We start from the raw sequence: 23,225 nt of genomic DNA on the forward strand, positions 1-23,225 counted from the left end.
AATTTTTAGTGCTAAATTTTAAATTGATTACTAACTTTCAATTTTAATAATGATTGCTTCTATGATCTCCATTAATTCATCATGCGGTATACCGTTTGAATCACTTTGATCTGATAGCTTTAATTTATTGTCTACCCATTCATTATAGGCATCATTATTTGAATAAGGATCTAATTCACTATCTTTCATGACATTACAACTTAATTATTAAATTTAAACACCATAAATAATTTTGATAAGTATTATAAGATGAAAAAGAGAAAACTCAGATAGTTTCTTTAATTATTTTTGTAATATCGGATCATTATTAGGTAAACAGGACTTATGCAATACGGTCAAAACGATCATTTTCTTTGTATCTTGAATAAAGTAAATAATATGGCTTTGACTGGGAAAATAGCAAATATCCTTTTCATATTGCATGGCAATGCTTGGCGACTGAGCAAGCAAAGAGATAGTTTTATGCACGCCTATAAGATAATCTTTCGCTTTCTCTTGGCCCTAACTTTTTATAGAATACTCATAAATGTTTTTTAGCTGTTTGGCAGCATGTTGAGTAATTTTTATTGATAGCACGATTAGTCCTTTAATAGGTTATTAAAGAATGTATCTGCATCAACCATTCTACCCTCTTCGATGTCTTTTAAACCGAGTTTTATTTGTGAATCAATGTGGTTCTTTTTCATCGTTTCAAGTAGTTGATATTCATCCATTGACATCATCACTAGCACAGGCTTTCCATTTTTAGTAACGGTCACGGGTGAAGATTGCGCACTGAGCAAGGCTTCTCCAAATCGGTTTTTGACTTCATAAGCAGTTAAGACTTTAGTTGGCATTTAATTTCTCCATTTTAGCTAAAATAGCTAATTTAGCTAAATTTTACCTGTTTTAAAAATTATCACAATAGTTGCTTGAATGAATAACATTATTTTTATTATTTATAACATTCTAGTTAGAAATAGATTTGATAGTTTTTTCGGTCAAGGATATACCTCTTGCCATCAAACTATGCCATAATAATTTCGCTAATCTATTGTTTTTAAATAGCGTTTAAAAATTAGTACACTTTTCAGTACACTTAACTCGGATTAGCTAAAAAAACACAATATTTACAGCAGGTTATCATTAAAATTCGCGTCTCGTTTCCCGCTCCAATTTTAAATTCATAGTTACTTATAAATAATATCTTCGCCTATTCTCTTTGTTAAATTTGTCGTTAAACTATCCCCCACGTTGAAACCCTGTTACAAGCGGTTGAATTAGTTCGCACCGAAAAACTTGATTACTTACTCGCAATTGGTGGCGGCTCCACTTTCAGCAATGAAAATCGACGAAATGATTGATGTCAACATTAAAGGTGTACTCAATAGCATTGCAGCGGTTTTACCAACATTAAAAATATCGCCTATCGGGGTTGGATAATAAATCATAACTAATCGTGCTATCTGGCAACTAGCGCTTTCATATCAGCAATACTCAATATTGGTTGATAATAAATAGGACACTTTCAAAAGAATAAGCTATATGACATTTATCTATATCAAATAAATGTCATATATCTTATTCGGATAATTAAATCAGACTGATGCTTTATTCGATAATAAATCGATTAAATTAATGACCAAAACGAGCTTTCTGATTAGAGTTATAAATTGAGTCGCGTTCGGGCTGCTCGCCAGTTTTTAAAAGCTCAAGCCACTCCGGTGTGGTAACAACGGCCCCAAAACGAGACTGAGTAACAATAGAAAAAGCTCGGTGAATCTCCTCAGCCGATGCAGCACCTGCTTTATTAATATAAGGTACGCAGCCTGTTGCATCAGATAATATTCAACATCAAAACCCATATGCATGGCATACACGACGGTTGAAAAAACACAGTTCTGTGTCATGTAATCTGCTGATAATATGTTTTGCACCGCAACAAACGGAATTGAAGCAGCTTTTGCGGTATCAATGACAGTTTCAATATTAGCTAGAGATTGTTCAGCCGGTGGATATTCAATCGGTAAATTACCACTAAAATAGTCGTTTTGAACATCAATCACAATCAATGCTCTTCGTATCGTTTTTGACATAGTAAATTTCCTTTAGTTTCTTATCATTGCAGTTATTTATCGTTATTATGTCACAGCAATAGAAATCAAAAAGTGATCTTAAATTCATATTTAGATATAATCGGGTCAGCTTTAGTACGAAAAAATATTGATGATAAAAAAAACAATTGCGGTCTTAGTATTTAAGGACATTAGTCCCTTTCATCTTTCTATACCTTGTATCGTTTTAGTGATAATAAACTGCATGGTAATATAGATAAATTTGAACTAATTGTCTGTTCTGCTGAACGTGGCGATATAACCACTAATGCCGGATTTTCACTAAAAGGGATTCACAACTTAAGCGTGTTTGAGCAAGCAGATATGATTATCATACCCGGTTGGCGAGATCCAAACGAGTCGCCAACCAAACGTTTAATTACAGCCTTACGCAAAGCCCATCAAAAAGGCACGAAAATAGTGGGTCTGTGCTTAGATAGTTTTGTACTGGCGGCCGCCGATTTATTAGAGGGCCGTACAGCAACAACTCACTGGTGCTGGATTGATGAGTTTACAGTTCGCTATCCCAATATAATTGTACAACCTGACTTTTATATGTTGATGAAGGAGATATATTGACTTCGGCTGGTGTAGCCGCTGGCATTGATTGTTGTCTACATCTACTCAGAACACTGTCTGGTTCAGAAGCCGCTAATCGTGTCGCCAAACGATTAGTCATTTCGCCCCATCGTCCAGGCGGACAAGCACAATATATCCAACAACCAGTACGACCAGAAAATAACTTGGATTACTTTTCTCAAGCCCTTAACGAAGTTCAATCCGATTTAGATCGATACCACTGTTTAGATGGGATAGCCCAAAAAAGCTTAATGGCCGAAGTACCTTCACGCGGCATTTTAAGCGAAAGACCGGTTCTACTTTTGGTCAATGGCTTTTACAAAGTCGCTTATCATTAGCACAACGTCTGCTGGAAACAACAGATAAATCGATTGAAATGGTTGCTAATGAGGTTGGCTTTAATTCTGCATTATCCCTGCGTAACCATTTTAATACTCATCTTAATATTTCACCGATGAGATATCGTCAAGAATTTAAGCATAAGAGTGACTAAACAAGCAATGATAGCTGCAGTGCATTTTTAATTTGATTTATAGCAAATAGCCAATCACGCTGATTAATGCATTGATCTATTTTTAAAATCAACGCGTTATCCTCTATATTTTCCCTCACTCAAAATAGTAAGTCTAAATCGCGATAGATCTAGCCATTATCGTTTTAATGATATTTTTTTTACAATAAGTTATTAATTCTAATAAACTAATTCTATAACTTTTAGCAAAAACCTGTATAAAATAGAAGCTCAAACAGCTAAAATTATCACTATACTTACTCTTAAGACTTACCCGATATATTTAAAATGGAACTTTAATATCAATTTGTCTTTAATTTCGCAAGCAATGGAGTGTTTTTTGTATGTATAATTTAAATAGATTTACAACCACGATCACCCTGATTTCTCTCTCCCCTTTTGCTTTTATGAATCATCTTTCTGCGGCGACCATAACCGGTAATACCCTCACCTATCAGAATGAAACGATTAATTTACCGATTATTGCCGCAGATGCCCAAACTCAAAATATTAAAAACGTCGTTTTAAACAATACCCAAGTAACCACGAATGTCAGTCCAGTCAACGGTAGCGGCTGGCCATCGGCGGTCAGTCTTGGCGGTAGTAATGGTTACTTGGTTGGTGCGGGTTGGAATTATGGTGATTTAACTTTATCAGTTAATGCTAATTCAAGTATCGCAGCGCAGTCCGAGGGGGTGGGTACAATTCTTTATGTACGTACCGATACGGCCGATAGCCTTGTCACTATCAATAATGCCGGTACCCTGTCACTGACTTCATCCAGTAATACTGCAACCAGTAATTCAGTGGGAATATTAGGGGAAAACCTCAGCCAAGCTGATACCAGTAAGATAAAGATTAACCTACAAAATGGCAGCAATATTAATCTCACAACCGGGACCAATGTGCGAGGTGTGACCGCGACCGGTGCTGACCTCAATGTTATCACCGATGCTTATAGCCAAATCACCCTGACCAATAACACGACATCAGCGAACGCTATGACCGGGATTTTTCTCAATGGCCGGGCCGCAAGCGGTAATAATACGTTGGCCTTAGAAAATAACGGCGCAATTACCATTAACGGTGGTCTATCAACCGGCGTAAAAACCGGTATTTCTGGTGTAGCAGGGGCGAATGCGGATATTGTCAATACCGGCAATATTCAAATCACCGGCAACAATGCTACTGCCATTAATATCGTATCAAAATCGACCAATCTAAACTCAACCGGTGATATTACGGTGACCGGTGATACTGCGAATGGCATTATCACCAATTCCGGGACTGATGCGGTTACCGATACGCAAATATTAAATGTGGGGGGGAATATTACCATTAACGGCAACGGAAAAGCCATTGGTGCTACTACCCAGAACGCGACCAATACCCTAACCCTCGGTAATACAAATATTATTGGCGGCAGTGGCATCAATGGCGGCGGCGTTTATATGTCAAGCATCACAGGTGCACAACAACTCACCTCTGCCGCCAATATAAGCGCTAAAAACGATCAGGCTATTTTCGGTAATAGTCAGGCCGCAACAACGATCAATAACAACAATACTGTCACTGGTTATACCAACTTTACTGGTGGTGGTCCTGTGACGTTCAACAATAATGGCAATGTGGCATTACAAAATTTTGCTGATACAGAGACTAAATCAACCATTACCAATAATTTTGGTACTGCGGGTATTTATAACAATAATGGTACAATCGGTTTTTCGGATAAAAACCTGGATGGCACGAATACTAATGCTGTATTTAATGTCGACACATTCAATAACGCCGGTATCATTGATCTGACTGCGAAAAATCCGACGAGTGTCAATAATCTGGTTGGTGATACCATAACGATTAATGGTAACTACGTGTCTAACGGTGGTAGTATTTACCTCAATACCGTACTTGATGATGCGACCAGTAATGGTGGTCAGGGTATCAGTGATAAACTGATTATTAATGGTAATGTCACAACTGGTTCAGGTGCCACCAAAGTCTTTATTACGCCAACCGCAAACACCGCCAATCTCGGTCAGTTAACCACTGGTGAAGGCATTAAAGTGATCGATGTCGTCGGCAACTCGGTTAACGATGCTTTTGAGCTAGGTCGAGCCATCGTTGCCGGTGCCTATGAGTATACTCTTCATCAAGGGCTTACCGATCTTGGTTGGTTTCTCTCCAGCTTCGAAAAGCGTAATACCATTCAGTACAACCCTGCGATAGGCGCCTACCTTGCTAATCAAACAGCCGCGGTGCAAATGTTCCAACAGACATTCTATAATCGTCTACTCTCATCATCAGCCGCTAACAGTAATGATGCATCAAAAAGTCTGTTTTGGCTCAGTACCAAAATAAACCATGTACGTTATGATAGTCTTAATGGCGGCCTGTCTAACCGTGCCAATAGCTATACCCTACAAATAGGGGGAGATATTAACGTTTGGACACTCGATAACGGCGGTAATATCCACCTTGGTATCATGGGCGGTTATGGTCACTTTAAAGATACCAGTAAATCACACAGTACCGGCACGCAAACCGAAGGCAAAATCAATGGTTATAGCGTCGGCGCTTATGGCACCTACTTTGCCGGACAGGATATCAATCAGGGACTCTACGTTGATCTCTGGAGTCAAATGGGCTGGTATCGAAACCAAATCACGGGTGAAGCCCAGCTAGCGACCCAAAAATATCACAGCACCGTCTGGAGCAACTCTGTTGAAGTCGGTTATGGTATTCCCTTTGCTGTAACTGGCGACTACCAATGGTTAGCGACACCTCAAGTACAGCTCACCTATAATCTCTATGATGTGAACGATCAACAAGACCAAAATAAACTTTATGTGAGCAACCATAATGCGAATGGATTAGATACTCGAGTTGGGGTTCGTTTTAGCGCCAGAGGCATCAATGAAAATCTCGTCGAACCGTTCTTAGAAGCTAACTGGTTAGATACAACCGCTAAAAACAGGCTCGATTTTAATGGTCAGTCATTCCAGGACGGCTTTGCCAAAAGTCGTTTTGAGACCAAAATCGGACTACAAGGCAACCTGACTAAACAATGGAGTGTTTCTGCTCAAGTTGGCGGCCAATGGGGTAACCATGACTTTAGCAGCTATCAGGGTCAGCTAAATCTCAATTACAAATTCTAATTGAGATATAAAAACCCAAGGTTATTCTATAATAAACCTTGGGTTTTCTTTCTCATCTACTTTGATAGCTGACTTTTAATCGCTATCAGTTTCAATATAACTCTTGCAAAATTTTTCTCACTATCCTACGATATTTTACAAAACATGATTAGATAATGCATATTTTATTGATTAATTACTTGAAATATGCCAATAATTCGATTACCTCAGCAATTTTATTCGATGCTTAAATCTGCAATTCTATTAACAACTCGCTGCTTGCTTCAATAATAGCGAAAGTGACAATCATCTGCTTCCTGCGTTTTTGATAAAAACATCTTTATCTTTTAAATGAACTTACTATTTTTAAATATAAATCTGTATAAATCAGAAATTTAAACTGATATAATTAACGATATTTTTACAAAATTAAATAAATAAAAAAAACAGTCTGTTATTGTCATCTCAATTTTTAATTCGGGTTGACTCTAATTTTGCAAGCTATGGAGTGCTTTTTATGTATCATCTAAATAAAATAACGGCAACAATAACGTTAATTTATCTCACACCTTTTACTTTTGTTGGACAGCTCAATGCTGCAACCATAACCGATAGTACGCTCACTTATCAAAATGAAACTATTAACGCGCCGATAATCGCAGCAGATAATGCATCGCCTAGTGTTAGGAATTTAGTATTAACCAATACACAGGTAAACACGAATGTGAACCTACCCGCTGAAAACGGATGGCCTGCTGCAATCAGTTTAGGGGGGAGTAATGGTAACTTAGTGGGAAACTGGAACTATGGCAACTTAAGCCTATCAGTAGATAAAAGTTCCAGTATCGTAGGACAAGCTAGTGATGTCGCGACTCTCCTTTATGCACGCACTGACACGCCAGACAGCCTTGTTTCGATAAATAATGCAGGTACTCTCACACTGAATTCAAACAGCCAAACGACGACAGAAAACAGCATTGGTATCTTAGGTGAGAATCTGAGTTTAGCAGATACCAGCAAGATTGATATTAATCTTCAAGATGGCAGTAATCTTAATATTAATACCGGAACTAATATTCGTGGCGTTGCAGGAACAGGCGGTGTTGTTAATATTACGACAGATAAAAATAGCCAAATTACCTTAACCAACTCAACTAGATCGGCAAATTCTATGACAGCAATTTTGCTTAACGGTCGGGCTTCAAGTGGTAATAATCTTTTAACACTAGAAAATAATGGATCCATTACGATTAATGGGGGTCAATCAACCGGTGTTAAAACAGCGATTTCTGGCGTTGCTGGCGCCACTGCCGATATTACAAACACAGGTAATATTCAAATTTCAGGCAGTAATGCTACTGCAATTAATATCGCGTCAAGATCAAGTAAAGTCAAATCGGCTGGTGATATCACAGTGTCGGGTACCAATGCTAATGGCATCATGCTAAATTCAACCAGTAATATCACAACTGATCAACAAATATTAGATGTGAGCGGGAATATTACGATTGATGGTAACGGACAAGCCATTAGTGCAACAACAAGAGCGGCGACAAATACCATTACATTAGGAAATACGAATATTACTGGCGGATCAGATACCAATGGCGGCGGTGTTTATATGTCAAGTACCACCGGCACACAACAACTAACCTCAGCAGCAAATATTAGTGCGAAAAACGATCAGGCTATTTTCGGTAGTAGTCAGGCCACAACCACGATTGATAACAATAATATCGTCACAGGTTATACCAACTTTACTGGTGCAGGTGCGGTGATATTTAATAATAATGCCAACATAGTGCTACAAAATTTTGCTGGCACCGAGACCAAGTCAACTATTACCAATAATTTTGGTACAACGGGCATTTATAATAATAACGGTACGATTCTCTTTTCAGATAAAAACTTCGATGGTACCAACACGAATGCGGTATTTAATGTCGGTACCTTTAATAATACGGGTGTGATTGATCTTACTGGTAAAAATCCGACCAGCGCCAATGATCTGGTTGGTGATACTTTTACCATTAACGGCAATTATGTTTCTAATGATGGCAGCGTCTATTTAAATACCCTGCTCGATGATGCATCAAGCAATGGTGGTCAAGGTACCAGTGATCAGCTGATCATTAATGGTAATGTCACAACAGGTAGTGCCGCGACTAAACTCTTTATCACACCAACTGCAAGTTCGGTTAATCTTGGCCAGTTAACGACCGGAGATGGGATTAAAGTCGTTGATATTAAAGGTACCTCTTCTGCTGATGCTTTCAAGCTTGGTCGTTCCGTCGTTGCCGGTGCTTATGAATATACCCTTAATCAGGGACAAACTGATAACAGCTGGTATCTTTCCAGCTATAAATTAAATAACTCGAGTGTGATCCAGTACAATCCAGCCATGGGGGCTTATCTGGCTAACCAAACTGCCGCAGTACAAATGTTTCAACAAACCTTCGTTGATCGTCTGCTGTCTTCTGATAGTCAAAATAGTGATGCCTCATCGAGTCTGTTTTGGTTAAAAACTAAAATGAACTATACGAATTACGATAGTATTCATCGCGGGCTGTATAACCGTACCCGCACTTATACCATGCAAATTGGTGGTGATCTGAATGTATTGGCACTTGAGAACGGCGGCAATGTCCATTTCGGTATTATGGGCGGTTATGGTGATTTCAAAGATACCAGCAAATCCGATAGTACAGGTACGCAAACAGAAGGTAAAATCGATGGTTATAGCGTCGGTGTGTATGGGACTTACTTTGCTAATCTGGATATGAATCTTGGTCTATACGTTGATGTCTGGAGCCAAATGGGCTGGTACCGCAATCAGATTACGGGAGAAGCGCAACTCGAAACGCAAAAATACAATAGTACGGTCTGGAGTAACGCTGTCGAAGTTGGTTATGGTATCCCCTTCGCCAGTACGGGTGATTACCAATGGTTAGTTACACCACAAGTACAGCTTACCTATAATCTCTATAATGCCGATGACCAGCAAGATAAAAATCAGCTTTTTGTGAGTAATCATGATGCTAATGGACTTGATACTCGCCTTGGTGTCCGCTTCCATGCCCGCGGTATCAGTCAAAGTATTATTGAACCATTCCTTGAAACTAACTGGTTAAATACGACGGCGAAAAACCGACTCGACTTCAATGGCAGTACATATGAAGATGGCTTTGCCCGAAGCCGTTTTGAAACCAAAGTCGGACTTCAAGGTAATATCACCACACAGTGGAGTATTGCTGCACAAGTCGCAGGACAATGGGGGCATAATAGCTATAACAGTTACCAAGGTCAGCTAAATCTTAGTTATAAATTCTAATGAAATGTTAAAAAACATCAGGCTAGCTGCCCATTAGCTAGCCTTTTTTATTGTGTGGTTCTATCTTCTACCTCTTTTCTTACAGGTTAAAATCAGATTAACCTATTATATTCCATGGTATCTATCTATTTTTAATCTTAGCAATTATCGCAACCAAAGCCATTCGAAAGTATTGTCATTTGAGATTTTTTATTAACCTATTACCAGATAAACGAAGCTCAATAAGCTTAACACTTATTCATTATCGTCGTATTCGATTAGTAATAGCCTAAACTCTAATAACAACGCGGAATTAGCGCCATTATTAACCCGATTAAATGATATAAAACTGCTTTTACTTTTTTTACAATAAAATCTATTGAAAATCATTATTAATACTGTATATTTATACATATAATTTTTTATCACGATAATTTTCTAAAGATAAACGTGAGTTTTTAGTTGAGTTCGTTTTAGGAGTATTGTCTTGCACCAATCCTGTTGTATTGTGCTCGGCCAGGTTGATGTTACTGCGATTTATGATTTACCGCTGATTGATACCCCGGTAAGAGCCGGATTTCCCTCACCCGCTAACGATTATTTAGAACAATCGCTCGATTTAACCGAACATTTAGTCAAGCATCCGAATGCAACTTTCTATATTCAGGTAGTGGGCGACTCTATGATCGATTATGGCATTTTTAGTGGCGATCTGCTGGTGGTTGATCGCGCTTTAGAAGCCCGTCTTCATGATATTGTAATTGCGGCTATTGACGGTGAATTAACCTGTAAGCGCTTAGGTATTCTCAATGGCCAGCACCATCTGTTATCCGGCAATATCGCCTATCCACCGATAATATTAACCGGTAAAGAGGTCCATATCTGGGGCGTGGTGATTCACACCATCCATTCATTACGGGGCCGGGTTCGTACATGATAGGCTTAGTCGACTGTAATAACTTTTATGCCTCATGTGAACGGGTATTTAATCCTAAGCTAGAAGGCCAGCCGATTGGTATTTTATCTAATAATGATGGCTGTGTCATCGCGCGTTCTAATGAGTTAAAGCCGTTGGTACCAATGGGTATGCCGGCCTACCAAATTCCTGCAGCGATTCGTCAACAGATTCAACTATTCAGTTCGAATTATGAGCTCTACGGTGATATGAGTCGACGCGTATTTAATATTGTCCATGAACATACGCCCGATATTGATATCTACTCCATTGATGAAGCGTTTATTCGATTATCAGGGCTGCATGATGCGGTTGCGCATTGCCAACAGCTACGCGAACAAATTAAGCGTCACACCGGTATTCCTGTTAGTATTGGCATCTCATCAACCTACACGCTGGCCAAACTGGCCAATCATTTAGCCAAACAGCAGCCTGACTATCAGGGGGTTTGTTGCTTATCGGCCGATAATCCTGCGTTGGCTGAAGCGTTAAAACAGTGCCCAGTTGCAGAAGTATGGGGCGTGGGGCGCCGGATTGCGGCGCAACTACATGCTTTAAATATTGATACCGCATGGCAATTACGCCAAACCAATCCCAAACGGATCCGCCAACAATTTTCAGTCATCCTTGAACGAACTGTCTTAGAACTACAAGGAACGGCTTGTATTGAGTTAACGGATCTATCACAGCCGAAACAAAATATCATGACTTCGCGTAGCTTTGGGCATCTGACTGGCGAACTTGATGATTTACAAGAGGCGATTCGGGTACATGCTAGCCGTGGCGCTGAGAAACTCAGGCAACAAGATTGCGTCGCCTGTGCGGTGCAGGTCGGCTTAAAAACCAATCGTTTTCGTGAAGATTTAAAGCAGTATCAGCCAACTATCATCGTTCCCCTGCCTGAGCCAACCGATGACTCACGCTTGATTATTCAGGCTGCTCAAATAGGATTAAAGGCCATCTATAAAAAAGGCTTTTTATTTATGAAAGCTGGCGTGATGTTGCTCGATATTACTCATAAAGCACACCATGCGCAGTGTGATCTTTTTGCCGATCAAGCGACAACCAGATTAAAACAGAAAAATAGCCAACTGATGCAGACCATCGATCTGATTAATCAAAAAATGGGCCGGCAGACGATTCAATTTGGCGGCACCCGAAAACAGGCCGCCTGGCAGATAAAACGTGAACTGCTCAGTCAGCGCTATACCACACGCTGGGATGAAGTACTGCGCGTCAAATAATCGGGTTAATCATCTATGAAGCCATATCAAAAAGATATAGCCCTATTCCTTTCATCCGCAAAACGACCAATAATAGCGCGTAGCCGATTAACTTAAAGAATAGTCCATAGACGTTATCGGTCACGATTAATACCAGATAACCTGACAAAGCAACATTCAGACTTAACGCATCTCATCTTACAGTCACCTTTCGACTGATTTCAACCATAAGGAGCAAACGCTATGCCTTTTTATGATTGACGCAGTTTTTTAACTGAATTAGAGAAAAAGGGACAACTACTCAACATTACCGAACAGGTCATGCCCGAACCCGATATCTCAGCCGCAGCCTGTGCCGTGAATAAACTGGATGAAAAAGCATATTGCCTATTTTGTTGATTGGTCTGTTAGATAAGGGTATGAATAAATGGCCATCCCATTGCGAGCGAACTAATCCGAATCACCTGCCTTAGCCCTTTACCATACAGCTGCATATCCTAATCAAGCTTGGTGGCTTCACTGAGTAAATAGCAGGCTTTTTGATAGAGATATTGGTCCACCTGAGTGATTTTCACCCCTTTACTTGAGCGTTCAAATAGTTGCACATCAAAATACTGCTCAAGATTACGTAAGGCTTTACTCAGTGCTGGTTGAGCAATAAATAATCTAGCCGAGGCGGCAGAGATCGACCCCTCTTCCACCGCAATTTTAAAGAAATAGAGCAATTTTAATTTAATCATGCCGACACCACAGTCGTTTTTTGCCAAATCCCAGTCGGTTATCAGTCATTTTCAGGGTATCGAGCGTAATTTCCCACATTGACGCTATGTTTAATTTCGCTATCGGATAGGACTGGCAAAATAGATCTCTGGCGGCTAAGGCTTCCTCGTCATCGAGCAAACGAATTCGACCAGTATATTGCACCCCTTTGATCTGCAAAAAATGGTTCACTTGCTCATTAATGGTCCCGGCAACCTGTGGCGCGGTCAGCATAATGCGGGCATGGTGAGTATTGAGTGATGAGGTCACATAAAATACCATCCGTGACTTATCCAACACATAGAAACAGTTACAACAATAAGGCTGATTCTGATCAACACAACATAGTGTTAAACTGGTTCTGGTCAATAAATAAGCCGTGATTTTATCTAGTACATCGCCATCATCGATCGGATTCATGCCGTTACCTCTCTGTACTCACTGATCAAATACCTTGATGATATTAAGCGATGATTCAATAAAAACTGATCTTATCAGGATTAGTGCCTCACTGTTTCAATCGTTACTGTGCATGATACGCTTGCAGCAGTTTGACAATCTCAGTGAAACCTTTTTGTTTAGCATGCGTCAACGCCGATACTCCTTTTTTATCTGGAATATTAGGATTCGCGCCCGCTTTTAATAAGATATCAATAATTTGCACATGCTTTGCGTCATCGCCACCAAGCACAATCGCCTCCATTAAGGCCGTCCAACCCAGATTATTGACATGATCGATAGGAAAATGCGGCGTATTGGCTAAAAGCATGACATTATCAACATGGCCTTTTTCTGCCGCTGGAATTAAGGCGGTACCGCCATAACGGTTGTAGATATCAAATTGTGCGCCGTGAGATAAAGCCAGTTTTAGCGTCTCATAATAACCTTCAGCACCCGCATAAAGGAAAGGACTATTACTGATATTATCTTGTGCATTCACATCAGCACCCGCTAAGATGAGTTGTTTAGCGAGTTCTTCATTGCCTTGATAAATCGCAGCCATTAATGGCGTTTGTCCCTGCGCATCACGTGCTTTTAATAATGAAGCATCATTTTTAATCAGATCAAGTACTGCCATATTATTGTTAGCCTTAATCTGTTTAAACATCGTCAGCATATTTTTTGACTCCTGCGGGGTTATTGTCGTCTTGGCATCAGTGATAATCATGGTGGTTGATTGCTTAGCTGAAGAAGAACTTAAATCTGCATAAGCGATATTTACAGCGGATAATGTTGTGATGGATAATAATGACATTGCAAACAAAGGTAGGGAAGCAATCCTTTTCATCTAAAATCTCCTTAAAATAAATAATGACCGAATAGTTGTTCAATAATTATACTACCGGAGACTTTTTGATTATGCAATACCCGATAATCATCCCGCCATGCTGGCAAAGATTTATCATCATTCACAGATGTTACGCCTACGCATCATTAAGTTATCGAGTAGATCAATGTCGGTAATCAAGAGTAAACAGACGAAAGCGGCATCCTTATAGTAAAGCAGGCTGCATCACCCGATCATATAATCGCGCTTTAAATTGCTGATAGGTGCGCTGATCAATCAAGTTTGGCAAGCTCAGAATCTCGAGCTGATGCGGCTTATATTCAGGATGATAGCTTGGATGAAAATGTTGATAAGGATTATGTTTAAAACCACAGTGCTGATAAAAATGTAAGCGTTTCTGGCTCACCACATCAATGACTGGATCAATTTCTAAAATAATCTGTTTAGCCTGTTGGCTGAATAATTTAAGGGCTTGCTGGCCATAACCTTGCCCTCTTAATTCAGCTGAGATTGCAAAATGCTCAACATAGAAAAAATTACCCATCTGCCAGCTACCGATGAAACCGATAAACTTGCCTTGCTCAGTGAAACGATATAAGTAGTAATCCTCGCACAATATAATAGTTTGCCGTCCCTGATTGCTTCTTTGTTCATGAAGCGGAAAAGCACTATCATAAAGGTGATTAATCTGATCTAGAGCTAAGGTATCTTGGTGGGTTAATCGGGTTATTGTTAGCACAGCAACTTAAACTCATTACCTTGCGGTTAAAAATAGGATTTAACATCATATCGAATCTCTTCGTGTTAGCAACTGATTTTTAAAAATTCATACCGCGCCATTTTTGTGAATAATCCCATCAATATAATCACGATAACGAAACCTACATAAAAAGGCTGAGTATCACCTCGTACTCAGCCTGAGTTTTCACAAATAGACTATTTTATGCTTCTAAATACCTGATGAGCTACCTCTTTACCCGAGCGTACTGCGCCATCAGCATAACCATTCCAGTGAATTGCAAATTCCGCACCAGCCCAGTATAGCGGCCCCACATTTTTGTTAAACTCTTCGCCTAATGTATACCAGCCATTAGGGGAAAAGTGACTACTAAAACAGCCGCGAGTATAAAGTTGCTCACTCCAGTCATATTCAATATATTCGAGATAATCATGAATACCTTTACCAAAGATCGGTTCTAGTTCACCTAAGAAGATAGCTTTTCTCTCTTCAATCGTTTTCGCGCGCAATTCATCAGCTTCATTACCATAGCTAAAGAAGCTCAAAACGCCAGTACCATTATCTACCACCGTGTTGTTATACGCTTCGAAAATATAGCCCGAACCGAAAGTAGAGTTACCGGATAAGCCGAAATCATTCCAAAACGGTTTCTGGAACACCAAATGCACTTTAAATGCACCAGGTGCTAATGTATGTGACAAGACTTTATGTTTCAGGATCGGCAGTTGTGGGGTAAACTCTATCTGATTCATGACGGCTAATGGAATGGCCAAGATAGCTCTTTTAGCAAAATATCGATCGCGATCGGTGACAACTTCCACATGATCATCATGATAAATAATGCGTCTCACTGGATGGCTGAATAAAATATTTTCTTCACCAAAATCCTCGGCCATTTTATCCGCAATATACTCCAGCCCGCCCATCACTCTATCTTGCTGCGCCCCGCCTTGTACCCCCGTAAGAGAAGTTATCCCATGACCACTTTTAATATAAAAGAGCATCTGTAATACAGAGCACTCTGCTGCATCGGTGGCTAATAATCCTCCAGCTAAGACTCTCGCCACAAAACTGGCAGCCTGTGGCGTGGCTGATTCACGCTGCAACCAGCTGGCAAACGTTTCCCCATCTAATACCTTTGCATCTGGCGTTAACCACGGCTGTTCAAGGTTAACGGTCTCTGCCAGTTTATCTAATTTATCATAAAGATCATCGATCTCTTTGGGAGCTTTATCGACGATGTGACCATTATATTTAACAATATCTTTGCCCTCAGTTTTGGTGGCAAAAACCTCAATTTGATATTTTTCAACCAGCTCATACATATAATCTTGCGTAGGGCCAATCCACTGCCCGCCCAGCGGGATCTGTGTGCCATCGGATGTATAGCGTGTTTTCACCCGCCCGCCAACTCTTTCCCGCGCTTCTAGAATACAGGTTTTCAAGCCATTTTGCTTCAGTGCCAAAGCTGCCGATAAACCAGCAAAACCAGCGCCTATAACAAGTACATCTAATTGGTTACTGCTCATAAATGATCTCCTTAAATGAGTGAACTACTTGATTTGAGACTTCAGTACCTATATCGAAATAAACTTCCATATAGATGTTTTTTCTCGACATCAATGGATATCGACAAAATTAATGTTTAGTAAGGTAATAGATAGATAAGAAACTATTGAGATGAGTTAAATCTGGTTGAATAAAGCATGAAAAAGGCTCGTGTGAGGCTAAACAATCATGATAAACGAGATAATTGCGTCAGTTTACGTTGATAAACAGGTTGCCTATGAAAATATATGGTATTGCTGTGGTAGAAAGGTGCCTCAGATTGCTAATAGGTTAATGTTAGCTATGACAAAGCTAAATAGAGAGGAACATTGCTGTTTTACTAAGCTAATTTGATTATCCATTTATCGGTACATTCGATTGTCATCCGTCAATTACGCTTTGCTTATAAACGCCAGCCTTTGTCATGTTTTTTATCCGATATGGCTTTCACAATATCGGATTTTTAAGAAATAAGGATTAAAATCCTGCGGCTAATCCATCATCTCGTGGATCTGATGCGCCATACAAAAGTTGCTGTTTATTATCAATCAGTATCACTCCGGCGTGGCCCATCACATCGGTAAATGGTGATTCAACGTTGACTGAATATCCTTTTTTCGTAACGAGCCAATCACCGTTTCGCCGACTCTCGACTCAATTTTAATATCATTAGAGGTTTCAACCCAAGTCCAGCCATATAACCAACGTGGCTTGGGTTTGTGGTTGCCCTTCTCCGCCCATCGTGCCATAGATCAGAAAAGATCGATTATCCTTTAATAACATAGCCGGATTTAACGTATGAAAAGTTAGCTTATTGGGCGCTATGGGCGCTATGGGCGCTAACACATTGACATGTTGCGAATCGAGAGAAAAATAGCTGCCACGATTTTGCAATAAAATTCCCGTATCTTTAGCCACAATGGCCGACCCAAAATCAAAGTAAATACTTTGAATCACTGAAACTGCGTTACCAGCTTTATCGACCATACCAAACCATACGATTTAATAACGTTAAATCATGCTTAGCTTTAGTCATATCAATACTTTTAGCCTGTGCTTGTCCATGCGATTTAGACAATAAGAAATCGACAGGAATATAATTAAAATTAGGATCAGTCAAATAGTTATCGCAATCAATAAAAGCTACTTTTGTTGCTTCTATCAGAGCATGATAATAAGCTGGCGTTCCTTCACCTAATGATTTTACATCAATATTATTTAAGATATTCAATATGGCTAATGAGGACATACCTTGGGTATTGGGCGGTAAATTATAGGCAGTATAATCTCGGTATTGGACATAGATAGGGGTCATCCAATTTGCTTTATGACGGGCAAAATCAGCTAACGTCAGTAATCCGCCATTTTTTGTAGATTAGCAACAATTTTTTCAGCAATCTTACCTTGATAAAATTCACCGGCGCCCTGTTTGGCAATAAGTGTCAATGAATGAGCAAGATCAGGTTGTTTTAAAATCTCACCAACTTGGTAAGCTTGCTGATCTGATGTCAAAAATACTCGAGAAAACTCTTTAAAACGACTTAAATCGCGGAATTCGCTATCATGAGGATCGAGATTGATTGCCGATCTATAGGCCAAACTTGGCGAAACAGGGAAACCCTATTTAGTATAATGAATCGCCGACGTAAACAGTGCTGACCAAGGTAAGCTATGCGGCATATTTTTTGTGGCATATTGATAGGCCGCATCCCAGCCCGATACGGCCCCAGGCACGGTATTAACAGATAAATAACCGCGAGCAGGAATGACTGAAAATCCCTTTTGTGTATAGAAATTGACTGTAGCATGCAGGTCTGAGCGACCGCTGCCATTTAAGCCAACAATCTGTTGGTCATTCGCATTGTAGATAAGCCAAAAATTGTCACCACTTGCGGATAAACCACCGCTAATGTCGTCGCAACGGCTATTGCCGCATCAATCGCATTGCCTCCCTGCTGTAATATATTCACGCCAGCCTGAGTTGCTAAATAGTTAGGCGAAGACACCATACCATTAATCGCAATCGGATTAATACAGCGCGACGGTGTATCACAATAATGGCCTGAAACCTCGATATTAGTCGGATTTGCAAAACAAAAATAAGTCATAAAGTACAATGGAAATAAAGACAAAGAATATATTGAATTTAGCTTCATACAAACTCCTTAAGATTAAAAAGACAGACTAAACCACTTCAGTTGACGATTTAGCTGTCGCGGTTTATGTAGAGATAAACTTACTTTTTGACCTTAAAAATAAAACTTTATAGATCAATAAGTTATTTATATTAAATGATTTTGTTTATTTTTTATACTCAAAAGTTATTGGTCGTAATATGAAGAAGATTCAGCTTACTTAAGTGACATTGTCACTAAATTATTTACTGATTCATTAAACTAACACTCTTTTAACTACACAGTGAATAATAAAGTTTGTCGCAATATAGGATTATATTGATTCATCATTCGATAAGTATTAAACAATAATGATTACATTTATTGAGCGATCACATGATTTTTAGCTATACTAATTGATGCTTTATCGATATCACCACTATCACTCATTTAGTGGTCTATCAGCATCTATCCTCTTAATAAACAAAGCGCAAATAATCCATGAGAATCGTTAAACTAACTCAATATCCAGCCTACTTTAAAACTGCCGCCAATTGGTTTTCATCTCATTGGCATATCCCCGCTGAGAGCTATCAAGACAGCATGCAAATCTCGTTAACACAGCCAAAGGCGGTTCCACAGTGGTATATGGTCTTAAATCAAGATCATCAAATTATTGCCGGTGCCGGTGTGATTGACAACGACTTTCATGAAAGAACCGATCTCAGCCCCAATTTATGCGCGTTATATGTTGAAACCGCTTACCGACAGCAACACATCGCGAAGCAATTACTCGATTTTATTCGCGCAGATATGGCGAAAATGGGCTTTAAACAGCTATATCTGATTACCGATCATCAGACATTCTATGAAAAGTGTGGCTGGCAGTGGTTAACCATGGTGCAAGATAATGAGGGGGAGCAGGTCCGGCTCTATGTGACCAAGACCCAATAGTATGAAACACCAATTAACAGGTAACATATTAAAACCCAGTTCTGGCGGATTGCTGGGCTTTTTTATACCTGAATCAAATTAGGTGAAGCGAGATTAACTAATATAGCGGTTTCTACCGGCTAAAAACCCCATTGAAGCCCCGACTGCGGCTAATAACACACATAGCCAGAGTACTAGAGACCAGCTATGAAATAAGCCATTGAGTGCCCCCATCGCGATCGGCCCAACAGCGGCTAGCAAATAGCCGAACGATTGTGACATGCCGGATAAAATGGCGGTCTGATGAGGATGATGAGTCCGCAGTCCAACCATCGATAAACCAATAATAATACCCGCACCGGTGCCCAGTCCAAATAGCAGCATCCAGATCAACGCCAGCTGTGGTGCGAGCAACAAGCCAAGCAGACCAACAATGGAAAACAGACAAACTGTCACCGCCAGCATACGTTGATCGGGTAAACAACGTAAGATAAAACCGAGTACTAAACCCGGAATCCCGGTTGCCAGCTGCATGATACCGTGCAGGGAGCCCGATTGAGTTGCTGAGATACCTGCATCCATTAAAATAGCCGGTAACCAGCCAATGATCACATAATAAATGGTCGAGTTCAAGCCAAGATACAGGGTAATTTGCCAGGCCAGCGCAGAGCGCCACACCCGACTATTGGGATGATGGAGTGGCGCGGTAATGACAGACATCTTGGCCGATTTGAGTTGGATACTCCATATTATCAGCGCAATAAACGGTAATATAATCAAGGTGAGTAGTGAAAGGCACCACCACCGCAGACCCCAGCGCCGCCGCCGCGCCCATCATCAGTGCATAAGCGCCGGTCAATGAGGTAACATGCTGGGGAAAATCACGCTTAATTAAGCTCGGTAGTAACACATTGCCAAAAGCAATCCCGACCCCAATCAAACAAGTGCCGGCATAGAGTCCAAACATATCGCCCAGCGAGCGCCATAAAATACCGAGCGCAATCGTGATTAAAGCGAAAAACAGCGTTTTCTCAAAACTGAAGCGTCTTGAAAAAGGTGCACTCAATGGCGATATTATCGCAAAGGCCAACAAAGGGAGTGTAGTTAATGCACCCGTTTCAATCGAGTTAAGCCAAAAAGCGTCCATGATAGGTTCGAGCAGTGGCGGTAAGGCAGTAAAAGGCGCCCGCAAATTGGCGGCAATGAATAAAATCCCCAGAATTGACACTATTTTGATAGATTTATTAGCTGTTTCAGCATGTTTGAGTTGATTCACTTTCTTGTTATAACCTGAATGATGATGAGAGGCGCAAGTATAATTTTTTCTGCTATACGATAATATAAAAATTTAAACCGATGCGAGCCAAATGATGACAAAATAGCAACCTGCTGATTTTAATGGCAGGATTTACGCTATTCTATCTGTTGTGATGGCTATTTTCGCTTTAGAGATAAAATCAAATGATCCGCTCTTGGTCTCATATAAGCGATGAAGTTTGATCAAGCGTATTTACAGGCGTAAATGGACCGTGTTTATGCGATGAACAGCATGGAAACGTTCAAGAACAATGATTGGGTTAATACATATCATAAGCTATCGATATCCACTCACCCAATCAATACCCTTAGTTTATCCTAAGGGCATCAGTCTATGATTGATTATCGGCTAAAAATAACCAGGTATCGAGCATGGTGTCTGGATTTAATGAAACACTGGTAATCCCTTGTTCCATCAACCACTGTGCCAGATCCGGATGATCCGATGGACCCTGTCCACAAATGCCGATATATTTATTGGCATCACGACACGCTTCAATCGCCATCGTAAATAGCTTTTTCACCGCCGGATTACGCTCATCGAATAGATGGGCAATAATCCCCGAGTCTCTATCTAAACCCAGCGAGAGTTGCGTCATATCATTAGAGCCAATAGAGAAACCATCAAAATAGGTCAGAAATTCTTGCGCCAATAGTGCATTCGATGGCAATTCACACATCATAATAATACGTAAAGCATTCTCTCCCCGTTTTAAGCCGTTTTGCGCTAACAGATCAATGACCTGACGAGCTTCATCGACGGTACGGACAAACGGAATCATGAGTTCAACATTGCTAAAACCCATTTCATCACGCACCCGTTTCATCGCACGGCACTCCAGCTCAAAGCAATCACGGAATGCCTCACTGATGTAGCGTGAGGCACCTCTAAAACCGATCATCGGGTTTTCTTCATCCGGTTCGTATAACTGACCACCGATCAAATTCGCATACTCATTGGATTTAAAATCAGACAGCCGAACAATCACCTTCTTCGGATAAAAAGCCGCGGCAATGGTACTGACCCCTTCAACCAGCCGATCAATATAATAATCTACCGGGCTTTGATAACCGGCAATGCGTTTTTCAACAACCGCTTTAATATCAAGCGGCAGACCATCAAAATCAAGCAGCGCCTTAGGATGGACACCGATCATACGGTTAATAATAAATTCTAAGCGGGCCAGTCCCACACCTTGATTAGGAATCATAGCAAAATCGAAAGCGCGATCGGGATTACCGACATTCATCATCACCTTAAAATCGAGCGCCGGCATCTCATTAACAGCGGTTTTGCGAATATCAAACTGCAAATTGCCCGCATAGATAAATCCGGTATCGCCTTCAGCACATGACACTGTCACTTTTTGACCATCTTGCAGTTTTTCGGTTGCGTTTGCGCAGCCAACCACCGCGGGAATACCCAGTTCTCGGGCAATAATCGCGGCATGGCAGGTACGTCCGCCGCGATTAGTGACAATCGCACTGGCCCGCTTCATCACCGGTTCCCAGTCTGGATCGGTGATATCAGAAACCAGCACGTCACCCGGTTGGACTTTATCCATTTCGGCAGCATTGGCGACAATCCTGACCACGCCAGAACCAATCCGCTGACCAATTGCCCGTCCCTCAACTAGCACCGGACTTTTTTGTTTCATCAGATAACGCTCGATCATGCTCGTATTGGTACGACTTTTAACGGTTTCCGGACGTGATTGCACAATATACAGCTGGCCATCATCGCCATCTTTGGCCCACTCGATATCCATCGGACGGCCATAATGTTTTTCAATAATCATGGCCTGTTTAGCCAGATTATTGATCTCAGCATCAGTAATCGAGAATCGCTGACGCTCAGCTTGGCTCACCTCGACGGTTTTCACCGAAGCTCCCACTTTAGACTGATCACCATACACCATTTTAATAGCTTTACTGCCTAAATTACGGCGTAAAATAGCCGGTCGGTTTTCAAGTAATGTCGGTTTGTAAACATAAAATTCATCTGGGTTTACCGCGCCCTGCACCACTGTTTCACCCAATCCATAGGCCGAGGTAATAAACACCACATCTCTAAAACCAGACTCAGTATCAAGTGTGAACATCACTCCCGAAGAGGCGGTTTCCGAACGCACCATCCGCTGCACACCAGCTGATAAAGCGACCAATTTATGATCGAAACCTTGATGAACACGATACGCAATCGCACGATCATTAAACAGCGAAGCAAACACCTCTTTGGCCGCGTAAATGACGTTATCTACCCCTTTAATATTTAAAAAAGTCTCTTGCTGACCGGCAAACGAAGCATCCGGCAGATCTTCGGCTGTCGCAGAAGAGCGCACAGCAACCGCGATATCATGTCCGTTGGCTAATTGCGCAAAAGCGTGGCGAATATCCTGATCTAATTGTGCGGGGAAATCGGCCTCCATAATCCATTGACGAATTTGACTACCTGCCTTTGCTAGCGCATTCACATCATCAACATTAAGCGTATCCAGAATGTGATGAATACGCTCATTGAGTCCGCTCTGCGCTAAAAACGCCCAATAAGCCTCCGCCGTGGTGGCAAAGCCACCAGGAACAGAAACTCCCGCGCCGGCTAAATGACTGATCATCTCCCCAAGAGAGGCATTTTTACCACCGACTTTTTCCACATCATTAACACCAACGGTTGCTAACGATACGACATAGTTTGTATTTATGGCCAAGGTACTACCCC

Annotated in this window: 20 protein-coding genes and 1 pseudogene; 7 read left to right on the top strand and 14 right to left on the bottom strand. The window is 40.7% G+C overall.

The annotated features are described in order from the left end of the window. Window positions 1–30 precede the first annotated feature (30 nt). From RHO15_07045 to RHO15_07055, 3 genes are all read right to left on the bottom strand, one after another. A complete protein-coding gene (locus tag RHO15_07045; protein ID WVD63234.1) occupies window positions 31–189 on the bottom strand; it encodes a hypothetical protein in 159 nt (52 codons plus the stop codon). 389 nt (window positions 190–578) lie between these two features. Beyond that, window positions 579–836: a type II toxin-antitoxin system prevent-host-death family antitoxin gene (locus RHO15_07050; protein ID WVD63235.1), complete on the bottom strand. Its 258-nt coding sequence runs from the start codon at window positions 834–836 to the stop codon at window positions 579–581. Window positions 837–1,682: 846 nt separating this feature from the next. Further along, a complete protein-coding gene (locus tag RHO15_07055; protein ID WVD63236.1) occupies window positions 1,683–2,075 on the bottom strand; it encodes an isochorismatase family protein in 393 nt (130 codons plus the stop codon). A 195-nt stretch (window positions 2,076–2,270) separates the two neighbouring features. On the opposite strand from RHO15_07055, the gene RHO15_07060 reads away from it, so the two are divergent. From RHO15_07060 to RHO15_07085, 6 genes are all read left to right on the top strand, one after another. After that, on the top strand, window positions 2,271–2,672 hold the full coding sequence (locus tag RHO15_07060) for a DJ-1/PfpI family protein (GenBank protein WVD63237.1): 402 nt from the start codon (window positions 2,271–2,273) through the stop codon (window positions 2,670–2,672). After that, window positions 2,669–3,010: a hypothetical protein gene (locus tag RHO15_07065; protein ID WVD63238.1), complete on the top strand. Its 342-nt coding sequence runs from the start codon at window positions 2,669–2,671 to the stop codon at window positions 3,008–3,010. Before RHO15_07060 ends, RHO15_07065 begins: the two co-directional genes overlap by 4 nt. A 517-nt stretch (window positions 3,011–3,527) precedes the next feature. Further along, window positions 3,528–6,341 carry an autotransporter outer membrane beta-barrel domain-containing protein gene (locus RHO15_07070; protein WVD63239.1) on the top strand — a complete coding sequence of 938 codons (2,814 nt, stop codon included), beginning with the start codon at window positions 3,528–3,530 and terminating at the stop codon, window positions 6,339–6,341. A gap of 496 nt (window positions 6,342–6,837) precedes the next feature. Then, a complete protein-coding gene (locus RHO15_07075) occupies window positions 6,838–9,651 on the top strand; it encodes an autotransporter outer membrane beta-barrel domain-containing protein (GenBank protein WVD63240.1) in 2,814 nt (937 codons plus the stop codon). A 466-nt stretch (window positions 9,652–10,117) separates the two neighbouring features. Further along, entirely contained in the window at window positions 10,118–10,567 is a 450-nt protein-coding gene (gene umuD / locus RHO15_07080; protein ID WVD63241.1) for a translesion error-prone DNA polymerase V autoproteolytic subunit, read from the top strand. After that, the gene (locus tag RHO15_07085) at window positions 10,564–11,829 is read left to right on the top strand and encodes a Y-family DNA polymerase (GenBank protein WVD63242.1); all 1,266 of its coding nucleotides are present in this window, start codon (window positions 10,564–10,566) and stop codon (window positions 11,827–11,829) included. The genes umuD and RHO15_07085 overlap by 4 nt, the downstream gene beginning before the upstream one ends. A gap of 476 nt (window positions 11,830–12,305) precedes the next feature. On the opposite strand, the gene RHO15_07090 is transcribed toward RHO15_07085, so the two are convergent. The 8 genes and pseudogenes from RHO15_07090 to RHO15_07125 all read right to left on the bottom strand — a co-directional run bounded on the left by RHO15_07090 (window position 12,306) and on the right by RHO15_07125 (window position 18,298). After that, entirely contained in the window at window positions 12,306–12,548 is a 243-nt protein-coding gene (locus tag RHO15_07090; GenBank protein ID WVD63243.1) for a LysR family transcriptional regulator, read from the bottom strand. After that, entirely contained in the window at window positions 12,541–12,987 is a 447-nt protein-coding gene (locus tag RHO15_07095) for a hypothetical protein (protein WVD63244.1), read from the bottom strand. Before RHO15_07095 ends, RHO15_07090 begins: the two co-directional genes overlap by 8 nt. A 103-nt stretch (window positions 12,988–13,090) precedes the next feature. Then, window positions 13,091–13,855 carry an ankyrin repeat domain-containing protein gene (locus tag RHO15_07100; GenBank protein ID WVD63245.1) on the bottom strand — a complete coding sequence of 255 codons (765 nt, stop codon included), beginning with the start codon at window positions 13,853–13,855 and terminating at the stop codon, window positions 13,091–13,093. Window positions 13,856–14,060: 205 nt separating this feature from the next. After that, window positions 14,061–14,594, bottom strand: coding sequence for a GNAT family N-acetyltransferase (locus tag RHO15_07105; GenBank protein ID WVD63246.1), 534 nt, complete (start codon window positions 14,592–14,594; stop codon window positions 14,061–14,063). A 197-nt stretch (window positions 14,595–14,791) separates the two neighbouring features. Then, on the bottom strand, window positions 14,792–16,123 hold the full coding sequence (locus tag RHO15_07110) for an FAD-dependent oxidoreductase (GenBank protein ID WVD63247.1): 1,332 nt from the start codon (window positions 16,121–16,123) through the stop codon (window positions 14,792–14,794). 697 nt (window positions 16,124–16,820) lie between these two features. Beyond that, entirely contained in the window at window positions 16,821–17,129 is a 309-nt protein-coding gene (locus RHO15_07115; GenBank protein ID WVD63248.1) for a gamma-glutamyltransferase, read from the bottom strand. Further along, window positions 17,119–17,457, bottom strand: coding sequence for a gamma-glutamyltransferase (locus RHO15_07120; GenBank protein WVD63249.1), 339 nt, complete (start codon window positions 17,455–17,457; stop codon window positions 17,119–17,121). The genes RHO15_07115 and RHO15_07120 overlap by 11 nt, the downstream gene beginning before the upstream one ends. A gap of 35 nt (window positions 17,458–17,492) precedes the next feature. After that, a pseudogene (locus RHO15_07125) lies at window positions 17,493–18,298 on the bottom strand (gamma-glutamyltransferase). Window positions 18,299–18,757: 459 nt separating this feature from the next. Here RHO15_07125 and RHO15_07130 point away from each other — a divergent pair. Then, window positions 18,758–19,210: a GNAT family N-acetyltransferase gene (locus tag RHO15_07130; protein WVD63250.1), complete on the top strand. Its 453-nt coding sequence runs from the start codon at window positions 18,758–18,760 to the stop codon at window positions 19,208–19,210. Window positions 19,211–19,303: 93 nt separating this feature from the next. Here RHO15_07130 and RHO15_07135 read toward each other — a convergent pair whose 3' ends face one another. The 3 genes from RHO15_07135 to ppsA form a co-directional block, all read right to left on the bottom strand. Continuing rightward, window positions 19,304–19,909, bottom strand: coding sequence for a hypothetical protein (locus RHO15_07135; protein ID WVD63251.1), 606 nt, complete (start codon window positions 19,907–19,909; stop codon window positions 19,304–19,306). Continuing rightward, on the bottom strand, window positions 19,872–20,465 hold the full coding sequence (locus tag RHO15_07140; GenBank protein WVD63252.1) for a hypothetical protein: 594 nt from the start codon (window positions 20,463–20,465) through the stop codon (window positions 19,872–19,874). Before RHO15_07140 ends, RHO15_07135 begins: the two co-directional genes overlap by 38 nt. A 373-nt stretch (window positions 20,466–20,838) precedes the next feature. Continuing rightward, entirely contained in the window at window positions 20,839–23,214 is a 2,376-nt protein-coding gene (ppsA, locus tag RHO15_07145; GenBank protein ID WVD63253.1) for a phosphoenolpyruvate synthase, read from the bottom strand. Between the last annotated feature and the right edge of the window lie 11 nt (window positions 23,215–23,225).

This window comes from Orbaceae bacterium lpD01, assembly GCA_036251705.1.
Lineage (GTDB): Bacteria > Pseudomonadota > Gammaproteobacteria > Enterobacterales > Orbaceae > Utexia > Utexia brackfieldae.